The sequence below is a fragment of the Metabacillus sp. RB-C-LZQ-3-1 genome (assembly GCF_058315175.1).
The window spans coordinates 63,609-79,543 of the sequence record NZ_JBZFLI010000015.1 but is presented as its reverse complement, the minus strand read 5'-3'; the positions used below and the strand labels follow the sequence as shown (position 1 = coordinate 79,543).

Sequence of the window (15,935 nt, the reverse complement as noted above, 5' to 3'; positions counted from 1 at the left end):
ATATGTAGAACTTGATTAGCTACCTATATAAAGGAAGAGGCTATATGCTGTAAATTCTTACAGTGTCTGCCTCTTAATTGTGTGAACTTCATTTTCAAAAGTTTAAGAATTAAGGAAGCCTAAAACTCAGATTCAAGACGTTTTAAGAACTCCTCTGCCGCACTATAGCCTTGCTGCTTAAGGAGCCAATTATTGGCCGCTGCTTCAATTAACCCTGCCACGTCACGGCCGGGTTGGAGTTGAATTTCAATATGCGGGATTTTAACACCCATATATTCAGTAAATTTTGTTTCATTCTCTAAATCATTATTAAGGCTATCCTTTTGCCATTTTGTCAGTTCAATATCTAGCGCAATTCTCGTTTCGTCCTGAAAAGCCTTTCTGCCATATAATCGAACGACATTTAAAAGGCCAATACTTCGTAAGGAAAGGAATTCCTTCGTTTTTTCGTCATGAGTACCGAGAATCGTAGTCGGACTAAGCTTTTTTAACACAACAATATCATCAGCCACAAGCCTGTGACCTCGGCCAATTAATGTATGCGCTGTCTCACTTTTCCCAACGCCTGATTTACCTCGAATTAAGATCCCCATTCCATAGACATTAATACATACTCCGTGTATAGCGGTTTCTGGTGCTAGTGATTTGACCATATAGGCATCAAGCTTTGTGATAAATTCTGAGGTTGTTTCCGGCTCGTATGTACATAATAGAGGAATTCCCTCTTCAAGACAATATTGTTTTAAATAGGTTAGACCTTCTTCACCTGCTGTCACGATAAAACAAGGTGGGTGGTATTTAACGATATTGCCGATTCGGAATTGTCGCTCGTCTAAGCTTAATTTATGTAAATAGGTAATTTCTTTTCTTCCGAGTATTTGAATTCGTTCAGTTGGAAAGAAATCAAAATGACCAACGAATTCTAAGCCAGGACGGTGAGATCTAGGTTGAGTAATCGGTTGTTGTAATTTATCTTTTCCAGCTAGGACCTTTAATGAAAACTTTTGAACTAAATGTTCAACGGTTAATAATTTCAATTCGTAGAAACTCTCCTTCCTTGAGGAAATGTAATTGTTCAATAAGCACAATAGCATTTTACCGTATTTAATAATAGCTGACTTTACTAGTAGATATCCATTAATATGGTTAAATGTCACATAAATGATGATTTTATATAGAAAGTGATGAAAAATAAAAGCATCCAATCACAAAACCTTAAAGGTTTGCGACTGGATGCTTATTATAAAGGAAAGATTAAACCCCTGGGAACCAACCAGGTGTGTTGACAATAGCATTCCATAAAGGATCTGGAATGACCAATTCTTTTTGGTTGTCTTTATTAATTTCTGTTACAATTTCATCTTCATTTCCTTCTGAGATCTTTTGAACCCAATCAGGGTCAATAATAAGTTCTCTGCCAAGAGCAAGAAGTGGAACTCCAGTTTCAAATGCTTTATGTGCATCCTCAGCTGTATAAATCGAACCAACACCAATGAGGGGAACTCGGTTGTTAATGGTTTCTTGTAAATAATCAATACGAGTTTTCTTTAAATCGTCCACACCTCTTCTAGGCGTTGAAAAGAAGTCAAATAATGAAACATGCAAATAATCAAGACCTTTATTTGCTAAAGAATCGACTAGGACAAGAGTTTCATCCATTGTAATTCCAGGTGTTTCAGGTTCCTCTGGCGAAAAACGATATCCAACAATAAAAGGGGATGTTGCATGTTCTTGAACAACACGTTTCACTGTATCCACGACCGCTAATGGAAACGCCATTCGTTTTTCAAGACTGCCTCCAAAGCGATCCTCACGTCTATTTGAATGAGGGGAGAAAAACTGTTGAATCAAATAGCCATTGGCACCGTGAATCTCAATTCCGTCAAAACCAGCTTCAATCGCGCGGCGAGTTGCTTCACCAAAGGCATTGATCATTTCTTCGACCTCTGTTTCTGTTAATGCTCTAGGTCTTACATCCGGCTCCTCTGTGGAAGCACCGCCTTTTTCAGCTGGAATAGCACTTGCACTGACAATTTCCCCATTCGGTACCAGCTCTGGAGGACACATTCTGCCACCATGGAAAATTTGCAATACTGCTTTTGCACCCTGCTCTTTAATGCTTGATGCAAGCTTTCTTAAGCTGGGGATCATCTCATCGGAGTCTGCCCCAAATTCTCCATGGAATCCTTTTCCATTTGGAGTCACATAGGCACAAGCTGTAATAACCATGCTAACTCCTTTAGAACGTCTAACATAATAGTTTACTTCTGCATCAGTAACCGTTCCATCTTGATTAGAAGAAAAGTTCGTCATCGGTGCCATGACAATACGGTTTTTTAATTCTACTCCATTCGGTAATGTATATGGAGATAATAAAGGTTTGCTGCGCTCGTTCAATTTATTTTCCCTCCTTTATAAGAATAGTGCTATGTTAAAATAACAAATTTGATTTGTACATCAATATGCTTAACTTAACGGTTGAACTTTATGAAAACATAAATGGGAAAAATCGATTATTTGTACGATGGTAAAGAATCTGATTTTGACTAAACATTCATTTTGTTCCTTTCATCGAAATTTATGACAAGCTCAGTAAAAGCTTCGGTGTCTCATACTCCATTTATCGTCATTCATTATTGTTGTTTTTCTAATGCAAGCTTCAAACCAAAACCTATTAAGATCAGACCAGTCGTCTTATCCATGATCTTTTGTACTTTTTCCGACATGAGCCATTCACGAAGATAGTTGATAAAGAACACGTACAGAAAAAACCAGCTGATTGAAAGAAAGGTATAAATAACGCCCATTGAAATGAGTTGAATCGTAACATCTGTTCCGGATTTTACGAATTGAGGGAGAAAGGTAATAAAAAACATCGCCACTTTTGGGTTTAGTACGTTTGATAATAATCCTTGTTTAAAAGCTGATTTCCTCATAGGAGCTTCTTGGATAGCGGCTTTATTTTTCTTTCTTGTAATAAAAGAAGAAATGCCAAGATAGATCAAATAAATGGCACCAACATATTTTACGATTTCAAACGCAATAACTGATTGGACAAGAATGGCTGAAAGACCAAATGCAGCAGCGATTGTATGGACGAGAGAGCCAGTTGTAATACCTAATGCCATTTTGTAGCCATTCTTTCTTCCGTCAGCAATTGTTCTTTTTGTAATAAGTGCTGTATCGATACCAGGGCTCATCACAACAAATAGTGATAGGACTAAAAAAGTAAAAAAATCATTCATTTTTATCACTCCTTTATGATCTTGTTACAAGGGATTGGATAAAATATAATTTAATTATTATTAAATTTAGTTTAACGCATTTAACAGATATAGTTTAATTTTATTTAATTTAATTAAATTATATTTAAATAGAAAGGGTTGTAACAATGGAAAATATAGATATCGGAAAAAAGGTTGAGCGTTTTAGGAAGGAGAAAGGATTAAGCAGCAGGGAGTTAGCCAAATTAGCTGAGATCACACCTTCTATGTTAAGTCAGATTGAAAGGGGATTAGCGAATCCGTCTATTCAAACTCTTAAGGTTTTGGCCAAAGTTCTTGAGGTTCCCACATTTAGTTTTTTACTAGAGGAAATAAATACATCGGATTTAGTGGTGAGGTCTAATCAAAGAACGAAGATGATGGTAGAGAATGTATCGTATGAGCTCGTTTCTCCAGAGTTTACAGGAACCTTGGCAACTGCCATTATGAATCTTCCCCCAAATACATCATCCTCTGAGAAGCTATTGGAACATAAAGGAGAAGAGGTTGCCTTTGTTTTGGAAGGGAAAATGAAAATTTATTTAAATGACGAAGAATACATATTGGAAGCAGGTGATAGTGTCAGGATTCCAAAACATATGAAGCATAAGTGGGAAAATCCATTTAATAAAAACGCAGCTATCTTATTTTCAGTCACCCCTCCAGCTTTTTAAGAGTGTGAAGATGCATCGTATTTTTGCTAGAAAGGAGGAATCTATATGAGATGCGGTTCAAAATGTTTTATTGTAGAGATGGAAATAAAAGGAGAAAAGCTAAGGGAACCTGTCACAGCGAGAACACCCGTGGACGCCAGAAAAACCATTCGAATAAACTACGGTGCTGAAGCTCATATTTTATCAGTTAGGGAAGAGAGGAAGAAGAAGTAGGGGTTCTGAGTTTTGAATTTTCAGGTGTTTACCTTTTTACTGCTTTTTTAAAATATTCATTTCAAATTTAAAAACTTCCCAAATCAGCGTTGTTTTTATTAGGAATTGGATATTCTGTATAGGAGTAAAAAGTAGTTGAGGTGGTTTTGTGTGACGAAGAGGCATTTACTGTTTAATCTATCTATCATCATCTTTCCATGGTTAACATTATTATTCATAGGAAAGAAAAGTGTTAAGCGCTATTCTTTGGCAGGGATTTTTATTATCGTGTTTGAGATTATGAATCATTTGTATGGAAACAAACGAAATTGGTGGAAGTTTTATGATAAGCGCAAATCATTCATAAAAGACGAGCTGCCTTTTAGTGTCGGCCCATATATGCCTCTTTCCATGTGGTTACTTAAGTATTCATACGGAAACTTTAAAAAGTTTATCACGCTTAATGCGATTGCAGATGGAGCCTTTGCTTTTGTGTTAATGAATATTCTTAAAAAATTTAAAATCATACGGTTAAATAGGTTAAACCATATACAGTTCTTTATTTATATTCATTATAAAGCGTACCTATTATACGGTTTTCAATACATAGTTGAAAAAATCAGAAGCTTGAATAAATTTATTCAGCCTCAGGAAAACAAGTAAGTGAAGAACCTTGGGATCATTCTACACGTAGAATGGTCTTTTTTAAAGGCTGTTTTCTTAAAGATTGTTGCTATTGAATACTAATTTTTAAAAGATTAGTGGAATGGAGCGGAAGACACTTGACCCCTGCGGGAGGTAGCGGAAAGAAAATGTCTGGAGCGCAATGAACGGCCTTTCTCACGTTACCTGCATGATAAACAATAAAGTATGCGAGAACAGCCTTATCAAAAAAGGTAGTTTTCGTAAACTTTGTTGTTATGTAACTAGTATTGTGCATATATTGAATACTTAATAGAAGCATAGCTAAAAACAGCAATAAATCTTTTTATGAAAATTTGCCCTTGTCAAATCGTAATCATTACGATAGAATCTAAATCGAAATGATTATGATTTTCCAAAGGAGAATGACTATGAATTTAATAAATAGCTCGTTAAGGATTAATAGTTTTCATAAATACATAAGAATTCAGTTTAGTATTTTATTCGCATGTGTCTTCTTGCTAAGTGGTTGTATGGGATCAGAAGGTACTGCAGGGGATAACTCAAAAGAGAAGCATATCAGTTTTCTTTATAATTTCTCCACTAATTCTCTAGATCCCCATGTTGACTCAAGTTATATTCCGTTAAGAGCAGGAATAACTGAAACTTTGGTTCGATTAGATGAAGAAAATTTAACAATTGCACCCTGGCTAGCAGAGAGCTGGGAAGGTGAGGATGGCAAGCATTGGACAATTAAACTTCGTGAAGATGTGACATTCCAAAATGGTAAGAAAATGGATGCGTTAGCAGTAAAAGCCTCGCTTGAACGTGCTTTACAGGAGAGTGTTGCTATTCAAAACGCACTCAAAATCGATAAGATTGAGGCAGATGGTTATACATTGCATATTTCTACGAAGGAGCCTTTTCCAGAGTTTGTTTCAGAACTTGTTAACCCAAATGTTTCGATTATTGATGTAACAGAAGAGGATATTGTCAATAAACCGGTTGGAACTGGACCTTTTATCTTAAAGTCATTTACACCTGGAAGTAAACTTGAGCTTGAGCGCTATGATAATTATTGGGATGGAGCTTCAAAACTTGACTCCGTAACATTCGCTTTTAATGAAGATGCAAATGCTCGTTCACTTGCTCTTACATCTGGGCAAGTGGACATCGTTTATCGTCCAGAGGTCGAAAGCTTGGAATCGCTTCAAGCACAAGGCGGTATAGAAGTTGAATCGACTGCGACATTCCGCGTACATCAAATGACGATGAATATGGAACGTGAAAGCATGCAGGATATCAATGTGCGTCGCGCTGTGGATGCATTGATTAATCGCCAGGAGATTGTTGATACGATTCTTTTAGGCTATGCAGAACCTGCCGTTGGGCCATTTTTACCATCACTGCCATTCGCCCCATCGTATGAAAAAAGAGAAACTGGATCAGATCAAGCTGTTAAATACTTAGAAGAAGCAGGCTATACCCTTAAAAACGGAATCATGCAAAAAGATGGAGAACCTCTCACATTTACTCTATTAACCTATAGCGCAAGAGCAGACTTGCCATTAATTGCTCAAGTATTTCAATCAGATGCAAAGCAAATTGGAATTGAAGTAGACATTCGCCAGATCGATACACCTGAGGAATACATGGCATCAAACCGTGACTGGGATTTGGCTACTTATAGTAATTTAACAGCTCCGCGTGGTGATGCAGGCTATTATTTAAATGCAACCTATCACCCGACTGGAGCCCTTAACTTTAGTGGAGCTCACGAGCCTGAATTGACTGAAATCATTGACAAGCTTAATCAAACTGTCGATCAAGACGAACGAGCTGCCCTTTCAGAGCAGGCCGCTGATTTTGTCTATGATCATGTGATTAATTCCTTTGTCTTGCATCCCTCGACGATTGTTGCTTATAACGATAACAAAGTGAAGAATTGGGTAACAACGCGAAGTGAGTATTATATGATTACAAACGAGTTGGATGTGAAGTAAATGATTCGAATTCTATCCAGAAAGTTCTTGGAAGTTCTGTTTTTTATGTTATTTATTACATTTGTCAGTTTTTTGTTTGTTCGGCTTGCACCTGGTGATCCTGTTTTGACAATTTTGAATGTTGATGAGCTATCAGTTAGTCAGGAACAAGTAGAGGCATTAAAAGAAGAGATGGGATTTAACAAGCCATTGCTTATTCAGTATGGGCATTGGCTGCTTAATTTTATTCAACTTGATTTTGGGGAGTCATATGTCACAGGCCAGCCTGTAATGGATATGATTTTAATGGGGTTGCCGGCTACGATCGAATTAGCTGCTGGTTCGTTAATTGTTATGCTCGCTGTCTCCATTCCATTAGGATCATTATCTGCCCTTTATCGAAATAGCTGGATTGATCAGGTTAGTAGAATATTATCTATTCTTGGCGCGGCGATCCCAAGCTTTTGGCTTGGGCTGATTTTTATCGATTTATTCGGTGTACGTTTTAACTGGCTTCCGACCATGGGAAGAGATGGATTTGTTTCATTGATCCTGCCGTCACTGACACTAGGACTGGCTATATCAAGTGTATATGTTCGTTTACTTCGTTCTAGCTTACTTGATTCGCTTAGTCAGGAATTTATTCGTGCAGCGAGAGCCCGAGGGCTGTCAGAACCGCGTATCTTTCTAGCCCATGCATTTCGACAAAGTCTCCCGCCTGTTATTACGGTATTTGGAGTCAGCTTAGGAAGCTTAATTGGTGGTGTAGTGGTCATAGAGGTTTTATTTGCATATCCAGGGATAGGAAAGCTTGTTGTTGATTCGATACGTCAACGTGATTATCCCCTAATCCAAGGATATATTTTAATCATGGCGATCATTGTTTTTATCGTAAATACATGTGTAGATCTATCTTACCGGTATTTAGACCCTGAAATAAAACTAAAAGAAAGAGGGACCAACTAATGAAAGGATTGTCGGTACGCTTGGAAAAGAAAAAAAAGTACAGATGGCAAGGGGTATTGGCGCTTATTTGCGTATTTTTTGTTTTTGCTGTTGCCATTTATACTTTTTTTTATTTACGTCACGATCCAACATTAACGAATCTCAATGGACGTCTTCAGGGAGTGAGCCTACAGCATCCGCTTGGAACAGATCAACTTGGCCGGGATGTATTAACAAGGCTTTTGTTAGGTGGTCAACAGACGATCGGTTACAGCTTGATGGCACTTTCTGTGGCTCTTTTGATTGGAATTCCGTTTGGTCTTATAGCTGGATTTAAGCGGGGATTGATTGATCGGATATTTATGAGAATTGCCGATGGATTTTTAGCATTCCCAGACACGATTGTCGCAATTGTTCTGAGCGGAATACTTGGGCCGGGGATTGGCAACCTTGTACTCGCTATTGTGATGGTCAAATGGGTTAGTTATGCTCGACTTGTTCGCAGTACGGTTTTATCGGAGTCTCAAAAAGATTATGTGCTAATTGCTCGAACGAATGGATTATCGATGAGTAAAATTATGAAAAGGCATTTATTTCCCCATATTGTCGGGCATGTGCTTGTGCTTGCAAGTCTTGATCTTGGCAAGATTATTTTGCTTATTTCTGCTTTTTCATATATTGGACTTGGGACACAGCCCCCAAACCCGGAATGGGGAGCGATGCTAAACGACTCACGCCCGTACTTTCAGTCAAGACCGGAATTAATGATTTATCCTGGTTTAGCTATAGTGGCAGTTGTCCTGCTAACGAATATGTTGGGTGATTATTTACGTGACCGTTTTGATGTAAAGAAGGAGGTGCAGCAATGATTTTATCAATTGAGGAAATATCGATTAGCAGCAGAGAAAAGAAAATTGTTGATAACGTATCACTCTCTATTCGTAATGGAGAGTGGTATGCATTGGTGGGGCAAAGCGGGAGCGGAAAAAGCTTGCTCTCACAAGCAATTGGACAAATGCTTTCGCCGAATTTGCAGGTAGAAGGAAAGATTCTTTTTAAAGATAAAGATTTGATGTCTTTATCGTCAAAACAGATGAGGACAATTCGCGGCCGAAAACTATCGTATATTTTTCAAGATTATCAAGGCTCTTTTACACCCTTTAGAACAATTGGTCAGCATTTTGAAGAATATCAGAGAGCCCATGGTATTCTTGATAGGGAAACCCGGAAAACAAATTCAATCTCTGCTCTTGATTCAGTTGGGCTGGATGAAGATTTGTACAAACGATACCCATTTCAGCTAAGCGGTGGACAACTCCAGCGTGTATCAATAGCTCTGGCGCTTTTGCTGTCTCCTGATTTATTAATTGCAGATGAAATAACGACGGCACTAGATAGTGTCTCCGGGCACAGGATTCTAGAATTACTAGCAAAGCGACAAAAAGAAACAGGCTGTGCAATTTTATTCATCACCCATGATTGGCGTCATGTCAAACGCTATGCTACTCGTCTGGCTGTCATGAAGGAAGGGCAAATCGTTGAATCAGGTGGGAAACATCGTATTCTTGACCATCCGCAACATGAATATACAAAGCAGTTAATTCAAGCTGCCCCTAAACTAGGACGCGGCTTGGCATCGGGGTTACAGGAGGCAGGAACTATATGAGTCTGTTAACTGTAGAAGAATTAACCAAATCCTATTATGGAGGAAAAACAGCGGTAAATAACCTCTCATTTGAATTGAACAAGGGGGAGTGTCTTGGGCTTGTAGGTGAGAGCGGCTGTGGGAAAAGCACGCTGGCTCGTTGCTTGCTAAGGATTGAATCTATTGACAGTGGTTCGATCTTTTTTCAGGGTGAAAGAATAGATCATCTTCATGGACGTCAGTTGCACCCTTTTAGAAAAAAGATTCAAATCGTTTTTCAAAATCCATCAGCAGCTTTAAACCCAAAGCTTAAAATAAAGGACTCACTGATTGACCCTTATGCTCAGTATCGTAATGAAATAAACCTCAGCTATTTTTCATATACCTCAAAGGATGCCTTTGTAAAGCAGCTTCTTGAAGCTGTTGAGATGTCAGCGGATTTGGCCAATCGATATCCCCATGAATTAAGTGGAGGACAGCGGCAACGTGTAACCATAGCCCGTGCAATCAGCATTGAACCTGAGGTCATTGTTTTAGATGAGCCAACTGCAAGCCTTGATGTCATTTCGCAAGGAGCAGTGCTTAGTTTACTAACAGAGCTTCGTGAAACGCTAAATCTCTCTTACTTGTTTATTTCACATGATCTAGCAGCTGTTAATCAAATGAGTCAGCGGATTATGGTCATGAAAGAAGGGACCATTGTCGATCAATTTAATGGTAGTGATTTGTTAAAAAAAGGTCGACATCCTTATACAAAAGAGCTCATTTCAATTTTTTAATAGAACGTTAACCAGTAAAATAAACGGTACCCTAAAGAGTAGAGACTAAAGTCTCCCTAAGGGTGCTTTTTTGTATATGATTCACCTCTTAAAAACTGAAACTATTATAAAGATAAAACGTAAGAATAAATAGAAAAGTAAAAGGAGCGGTGTAAATGGGAACATTCCTTGAATTATTAGGAGCAATCGGTCAGCTTTTCTTATCTTTTACAAAGGAAGTAAATGAAGAGGAAATTGAAAAAAATATAACATATCTAAAAAGATACGAATGGTTTAATGACTATCTCTCCAATAATAAATATCAAGCACTTATTGAGAAAAACACAGATGTTCGTTATGTTATTGGAAAATGTAATGTAACTAAAATGAAGAAACACAAATACCGCCTTTTCGTTCAAAAGCGGATAAATAGGGAGTTATTAAAAGGGGAGAAACAAGAATCATCCTTTCCTTCGATATGAGTTTTCCCTATTTTAAAGGTGTTCGTAGTATCAACGTTTTCATCCCTGAATTTTTCCACATAACTTTATACCCAGGATAAATGATAGTTTAAGATCTCCTAAACTAGTGTGTTGACAAAATGTCAACGGTTCGATATATTTCTTTTAGAAATGCAAGGTTAATAGATAAAGGTGATAAGGAATGGTAGAACAATTGAATAATCATGATCTTGGACTATTACTTAAACAATTATTAAAAGAACGCTCCCTATCGATAAGGAAATTTAGTGAACGTACTCAAATTGATAAGGCTACGATTTCTAGAATAATGAATGGAAAAAGAAGAGCTAAACCAGAACATTTACAAGCTTTTGCAAAAACTCTCAATGTATCCGTTCAAGACCTGTTTGTTGCTGCCGGCTTTGAGTTGAATGCTGAAGAAAAAAAACAAATAAATACCGATATGCATTCGTCTATTGATAGTATTCAAGATATTCTCGAAACGTCAGAGTCGTATTCAAGCTCATATTCAATCGAGAGTATTAAAGAAAAGCTTACATCTTATCAACAATTTTCGAAAACAGAAGAGGGAAAAGATAATATCCTTCAGCAATTTGAGAAGAAGTTAAATAAAGTTGGTAGTGTTGGTCCATTTATCAATCAATTGAAAGACATGTATAAGAAGTTTATTTATGGCCAAGGAACAACAAGTGAATTAATGATCATGGGTGGCGTACTTATTTATTTTATAACGGCTGTAGATGTCATTCCAGATTATCTTTTTCCTCTAGGTTTCTTAGATGACGCAATGGCCGTAAAACTATCAATAAATTATCTATTTGCTAGAAATGATCATTTGAATATATAAATTGCTTGGAGATGTTTATTTTGGAACAAAGAAGTAGTGTAAAGAGAAAAAAGAGGTTTGCTATAAGATTAATAGGAATCATGCTACTGTTAAGCCTAATTGTAGTAGGATATTGTGTTTATCAATATAATAGCGGGTTATCAGAAGCGAGTAATGGGTTATATAAAGAGGATGAAACTGTCTTTGGTGAATTTCAAGGCTCTGAACCTAAATTTGGGGAAATTAATATCCTTTTAATCGGCAGTGATTCAAGAGGAGAAGAACACGCTCGTTCAGACACTTTAATGATTGCTCATTATAGTCAAAATACTCAGCAGATGAAGATTGCCTCAATTATGAGAGATACATATGTAGATATTCCTGAACATGGAAAGCAGAAGATCAATGCTGCATTTGCGTTTGGTGGTCCAGAATTAGTTAGAAAAACGATTAAAGAAAATTTTGATATAGACATCAACTATTATGCAGTTGTTGATTTTGAGGGGTTTATAAAAATAATAGATTTGATCGTGCCAAATGGAATTGAGGTTGATATCCCATACGAGATGTCCCACGGAATAGGGATGACACTTCATCCTGGTACCCAAGTATTGAATGGAGAAGAAATTCTAGGATATGTAAGATTCCGACATGACCGATTAAGTGATTTTGGAAGAGTTGAGAGACAGCAGGAAGTGGTAAAGAAGGTTTTGGCACAAGCAGTAAGCTTTCAAACCTTAGTGAATATGCCTAAGATCATTGGGATGGCAGATCCTTACATTGGCACAAATGTCGATACCCCGACACTTCTGTCAATTGGGAAAGGCTTAATGACTGAAAAGTCAAGATCGGTGGAAAGTATTCGAATCCCTGTTCAAAATTCATATGAGGATAAAACGGTTAACGTTGGTCAGGTATTAAGTATAGATTTTGATAAAAATCAACAGGCATTAAAGGAGTTTCTCTCATCAAATGATGAAGGTGCAGGGAAGGATGAACAATAGTCTATGATGAAGCAGGGGGAAGGGAAAACTTGAGAGGAAGATAGATTTGAATCAAAGAGAATCAACTGTAGATAGTTTACTATTATTAATAGTGTTTTGCATGTTTATTATTAGTTTGGTTGCCGTATATAGCGGTTCTGGTCAATATGAAACAAGTGACCCGTTTTACTTTGTAAAAAGGCAATTAATATGGTACATAATTGGGGTGACCATTATGGCAGCTGTAGCGGTATTTGACTATGAGTTGCTTGAGCGATTTGCAACCCCTTTTTATGTAATAGGACTTGTCTTATTAATAGTCGTACATTTTTTTGGTACATTTAAAAATGGCTCGCAAAGATGGATTAGTTTTGGTTTTTTTGAACTCCAGCCTTCTGAGTTTATGAAGGTATTTGTTATTCTGTTTCTAGCCGTTTTATTAAATAAATTAGGAACAAATCGATTATTTTTTTTAGAAAGTATCCCGATTACAATAAAGATAGGTTTTTATACAATTCTTCCATTTATGTTGATACTCGTTCAACCTGATTTAGGGTCTGCCCTTGTTATAGCGGCCATTTCTTTTTCATTGGTCGTTGTTTCAGGTATTCCTTATAAGATGATTTTATTGTTGCTATCAGGTTTTGTTGGAATGATTGGTTACCTGGTTTACTTACACCAACACAATTTTTCTATATTTATAAAAATAATTAAGCCGCATCAACTGGAAAGGATATATGGTTGGTTAAATCCATATGATTTTGCTTCCAGCTACGGATACCAATTAACACAAGCATTGAGTGGAATTGGATCTGGCCAAATGCAAGGAGCTGGTTTTAATCAAGGAATTCAGGTACAAAGTGGACGAGTTCCAGAGGCACATACGGATTTTATCTTTTCTGTTATCGGTGAAGAATTTGGGTTTATCGGGGCAGCTACTCTAGTTAGTTTATATTTTCTATTAATTTATAGAATGATCAATATTGCCTTTAAGGCGCAAACATTGTTTGGATATTATATTTGTTGCGGTTGTGTTGGCCTTATTGCCTTTCAAGTTTTTCAGAACATCGGAATGACAATTGGAATCATGCCAATTACAGGTCTTGCCCTTCCGTTTATCAGTTACGGTGGAAGTGCCTTAATTACAAATATGATCGCTATTGGGCTTGTTTTGAGTGTAAATATTAGATCTAAGAAATACATGTTTAGTGATTTTTGATCTTAAGATAGTTAAGTAATTATTCTTGATTGCATTTTCATAACTTGACTTATCGTTATTATTAGAGATATTATAGATACATTAAGTCTTTAATTAGGAGGTAGGCAAGTGAAATATTCTAAAGCAACGAATTATGCCCTCCATACAATTGTTTATTTGGCGCTTTTGCCATCTGGTAAAACAATTGGGGTAAAGCCTTTAGCAGAGGTACAAAAAGTGTCGCCAACATACCTTTCTAAAGTACTAACCACTTTAGTTAAGTCTGGTTTTATTGAATCAGTGACAGGGGTAAAGGGTGGATATAAATTAATAAAAAATATAAAAGATATCACATTCCTTGATATCATTCATGCGATTGAGGGGACTTCCTCATTGTTCAATTGCAGCTTAGATCATCAACTGCATAATAGACAAAACTGCTTAATTGAAAAAGTAATGAATGATGCTGAACAGAAAATGGAAGATTATCTAAAAACTCAAACAATTGAGGATCTGGTCAAAAGGGTGGATCAAAAAATGGCTGATAGTATAAATTCTGTCGCTAATTAATTTTTTTATCTCAATTATAGACTTAACATATCTTTAATATCTACAATAAAACGTAAGGAGGAAAATCGATGCTAGATTGTGCGATTATTGGCGGCGGACCTGCAGGATTGAATGCAGCGCTTGTATTAGGGAGAGCAAAAAGAAAGGTCATCCTTTTTGATCATAATAAACCAAGAAATGCGGTTACACAGGAATCGCATGGTTTTATTACAAGAGATGGGGTTTCCCCAAGTGAGTTCAGAGATTTCGCCCATCAAGATATTAGCAAATATCCATCAGTACAAGTAGAAAAGGTGAAAATTGTTGAAGTAAAGAAAGAAAGTAGCTCTATATTTAGACTCACCACACAAGAAGGAAAAACATTCTTAAGTAGAAAAGTGATGTTGGCAACAGGTCTTAAAGAGAGCTTGCCAAATGTAAAAGGAATTAGAGAGTATTATGGTAAGAGCTTATTTAGTTGTCCTTATTGTGATGGTTGGGAACTACGAGATCAACCTTTAGTGTTAATTGCTGAAAACAGCAATGCCTCCCATTTGGCAAAAACCATCTATCAATGGAGTAATGATTTAGTTCTTTGTTCGAACGGTCAACCTATTCTTTCAGCAGATGATGAACAATTACTTAAAAGTAAAGGAGTTATCATAAAGAAGGAACGAATTGAAAAATTAAGCGGAGCTAATGGGAAGTTAGAAAAGGTATTTTTTGAAGATGGTACAGACATGGACCGGGTAGGCGGGTTTGTTACAACAGAACTTGAACAACCAAATAATTTTGCACACACTCTTGGGTGTGAGATGAATAAAAATAATGGAATAATTGTGGATGGTTTAGGAAGGACGAACATTGAAGGGGTATATGCATCAGGGGATATGACTTTTTCCGGTCCTGCACAGTTAATCATCGCTGCAGGACAAGGGGTCCGTGCGGCAGCAGGCATTAACCATGATTTGACGATGGAGGAATTTAATGAAGGAGTATCTCTGTCAAAAAATTTGGTTTAATAAAGATAAGCGTTAGTCTTAGAAGGGCTAACGCTTATCTTTTTGAAAGGATTAGACATCTAAAGCTTTGAGATTCAACCTTTTGAATCGTTACCTTCCTTTGAAATCCTTCTTGAATTGATCAAAATCACTTTTTATGTATTGAAAGGATTTAAGATGGCCGCCATGATCTGGGTGGGATAACTTTAATAAATCCTTATAGGCGGCCACAACTTCTTTCTTACCAGCCAGTTTAGATAGTCCTAATTTATCCCGATATTCTTGTAATGGGAAACGGATCTGATGTAAGGGGGATGTTGTGTCTTTTTTTTGTTCCTGGCCCTTACTGGAATTGGTATTCAGGGACTTTTCCTTGTATTCAATTAGTTCATTTCTTAAACGTATATTTTCTGTTAATAAAGAATTTACTTCCTTTTGGAGATCATCTTTTTCCTTTTTTAGATGTGAAATTTCTTGATGAAGATTTTCTCTTTGCTTTAAAAATACACTTGTTGAATTTTCATGAAGGGCTTTGATTCCTTCAATATATTCTTCCTGTACTTTTAATTTCGATTGAAATTGCCTAATGATCTCATTTTTTTCATTTCGCAATGTGTTTTGTAATAACTCGGTTGTTTGATCATCGACAGTGTATATATTTTCTTCGTCTGACGTGATCTTTCCTTCTTTTATCCATTTTCTAATTGTGAGTGTTCTTATATTTTCAGAGACTCCTGCTTTTTTGAGCATCTCTATTGCTTCGTTCATCTTCAATATCGTCACCCTTTTTCATCT

General features: G+C 36.8%; 18 protein-coding genes. 14 read left to right on the top strand and 4 right to left on the bottom strand.

Features of this window, described 5'->3' with window-relative positions; translation table 11 throughout:
- Window positions 1-119: 119 nt before the first annotated feature.
- The 3 genes from hprK to AC4GZ8_RS20010 all read right to left on the bottom strand — a co-directional run bounded on the left by hprK (window position 120) and on the right by AC4GZ8_RS20010 (window position 3,245).
- Window positions 120-1,037 (bottom strand): HPr(Ser) kinase/phosphatase, encoded by a 918-nt coding sequence (hprK, locus tag AC4GZ8_RS20020; RefSeq protein ID WP_491083669.1) that lies wholly within the window; start codon window positions 1,035-1,037, stop codon window positions 120-122.
- Window positions 1,038-1,254: 217 nt separating this feature from the next.
- On the bottom strand, window positions 1,255-2,397 hold the full coding sequence (locus tag AC4GZ8_RS20015) for an NADH-dependent flavin oxidoreductase (RefSeq protein WP_491083668.1): 1,143 nt from the start codon (window positions 2,395-2,397) through the stop codon (window positions 1,255-1,257).
- 236 nt (window positions 2,398-2,633) lie between these two features.
- Window positions 2,634-3,245, bottom strand: coding sequence for a LysE family translocator (locus tag AC4GZ8_RS20010; protein WP_491083667.1), 612 nt, complete (start codon window positions 3,243-3,245; stop codon window positions 2,634-2,636).
- Window positions 3,246-3,391: 146 nt separating this feature from the next.
- On the opposite strand from AC4GZ8_RS20010, the gene AC4GZ8_RS20005 reads away from it, so the two are divergent.
- From AC4GZ8_RS20005 to AC4GZ8_RS19940, 14 genes are all read left to right on the top strand, one after another.
- Entirely contained in the window at window positions 3,392-3,937 is a 546-nt protein-coding gene (locus AC4GZ8_RS20005; protein ID WP_491083666.1) for a cupin domain-containing protein, read from the top strand.
- Between the two features lie 45 nt (window positions 3,938-3,982).
- Complete coding sequence (locus tag AC4GZ8_RS20000; RefSeq protein ID WP_491083665.1) at window positions 3,983-4,150, top strand: hypothetical protein; 168 nt, start codon at window positions 3,983-3,985, stop codon at window positions 4,148-4,150.
- 150 nt (window positions 4,151-4,300) lie between these two features.
- A complete protein-coding gene (locus AC4GZ8_RS19995; protein ID WP_491083664.1) occupies window positions 4,301-4,792 on the top strand; it encodes a hypothetical protein in 492 nt (163 codons plus the stop codon).
- 512 nt (window positions 4,793-5,304) lie between these two features.
- The gene (nikA, locus tag AC4GZ8_RS19990) at window positions 5,305-6,774 is read left to right on the top strand and encodes a nickel ABC transporter substrate-binding protein (protein WP_491083709.1); all 1,470 of its coding nucleotides are present in this window, start codon (window positions 5,305-5,307) and stop codon (window positions 6,772-6,774) included.
- Entirely contained in the window at window positions 6,775-7,719 is a 945-nt protein-coding gene (gene nikB, locus AC4GZ8_RS19985; protein WP_491083663.1) for a nickel ABC transporter permease, read from the top strand.
- Window positions 7,719-8,567 carry a nickel transporter permease gene (nikC, locus tag AC4GZ8_RS19980; RefSeq protein ID WP_491083662.1) on the top strand — a complete coding sequence of 283 codons (849 nt, stop codon included), beginning with the start codon at window positions 7,719-7,721 and terminating at the stop codon, window positions 8,565-8,567. Before nikB ends, nikC begins: the two co-directional genes overlap by 1 nt.
- A complete protein-coding gene (locus AC4GZ8_RS19975) occupies window positions 8,564-9,364 on the top strand; it encodes an ATP-binding cassette domain-containing protein (protein ID WP_491083661.1) in 801 nt (266 codons plus the stop codon). Before nikC ends, AC4GZ8_RS19975 begins: the two co-directional genes overlap by 4 nt.
- The gene (locus tag AC4GZ8_RS19970; protein ID WP_491083660.1) at window positions 9,361-10,122 is read left to right on the top strand and encodes an ABC transporter ATP-binding protein; all 762 of its coding nucleotides are present in this window, start codon (window positions 9,361-9,363) and stop codon (window positions 10,120-10,122) included. Before AC4GZ8_RS19975 ends, AC4GZ8_RS19970 begins: the two co-directional genes overlap by 4 nt.
- A 155-nt stretch (window positions 10,123-10,277) precedes the next feature.
- Window positions 10,278-10,583, top strand: a complete 306-nt coding sequence (locus tag AC4GZ8_RS19965; protein WP_491083659.1) for a hypothetical protein — start codon at window positions 10,278-10,280, stop codon at window positions 10,581-10,583.
- 181 nt (window positions 10,584-10,764) lie between these two features.
- The gene (locus AC4GZ8_RS19960) at window positions 10,765-11,430 is read left to right on the top strand and encodes a helix-turn-helix domain-containing protein (RefSeq protein WP_491083658.1); all 666 of its coding nucleotides are present in this window, start codon (window positions 10,765-10,767) and stop codon (window positions 11,428-11,430) included.
- 80 nt (window positions 11,431-11,510) lie between these two features.
- Window positions 11,511-12,413 (top strand): LCP family protein, encoded by a 903-nt coding sequence (locus AC4GZ8_RS19955; RefSeq protein WP_491083708.1) that lies wholly within the window; start codon window positions 11,511-11,513, stop codon window positions 12,411-12,413.
- A gap of 46 nt (window positions 12,414-12,459) precedes the next feature.
- Entirely contained in the window at window positions 12,460-13,611 is a 1,152-nt protein-coding gene (gene rodA, locus AC4GZ8_RS19950) for a rod shape-determining protein RodA (protein ID WP_491083657.1), read from the top strand.
- A 108-nt stretch (window positions 13,612-13,719) separates the two neighbouring features.
- Complete coding sequence (locus tag AC4GZ8_RS19945; protein ID WP_491083656.1) at window positions 13,720-14,160, top strand: Rrf2 family transcriptional regulator; 441 nt, start codon at window positions 13,720-13,722, stop codon at window positions 14,158-14,160.
- A 68-nt stretch (window positions 14,161-14,228) separates the two neighbouring features.
- Window positions 14,229-15,161 carry an NAD(P)/FAD-dependent oxidoreductase gene (locus tag AC4GZ8_RS19940; protein ID WP_491083655.1) on the top strand — a complete coding sequence of 311 codons (933 nt, stop codon included), beginning with the start codon at window positions 14,229-14,231 and terminating at the stop codon, window positions 15,159-15,161.
- Window positions 15,162-15,251: 90 nt separating this feature from the next.
- Here the strand turns inward: AC4GZ8_RS19940 and AC4GZ8_RS19935 are convergent, their stop codons facing one another.
- Complete coding sequence (locus AC4GZ8_RS19935) at window positions 15,252-15,914, bottom strand: hypothetical protein (protein ID WP_491083654.1); 663 nt, start codon at window positions 15,912-15,914, stop codon at window positions 15,252-15,254.
- Window positions 15,915-15,935 lie beyond the last annotated feature (21 nt).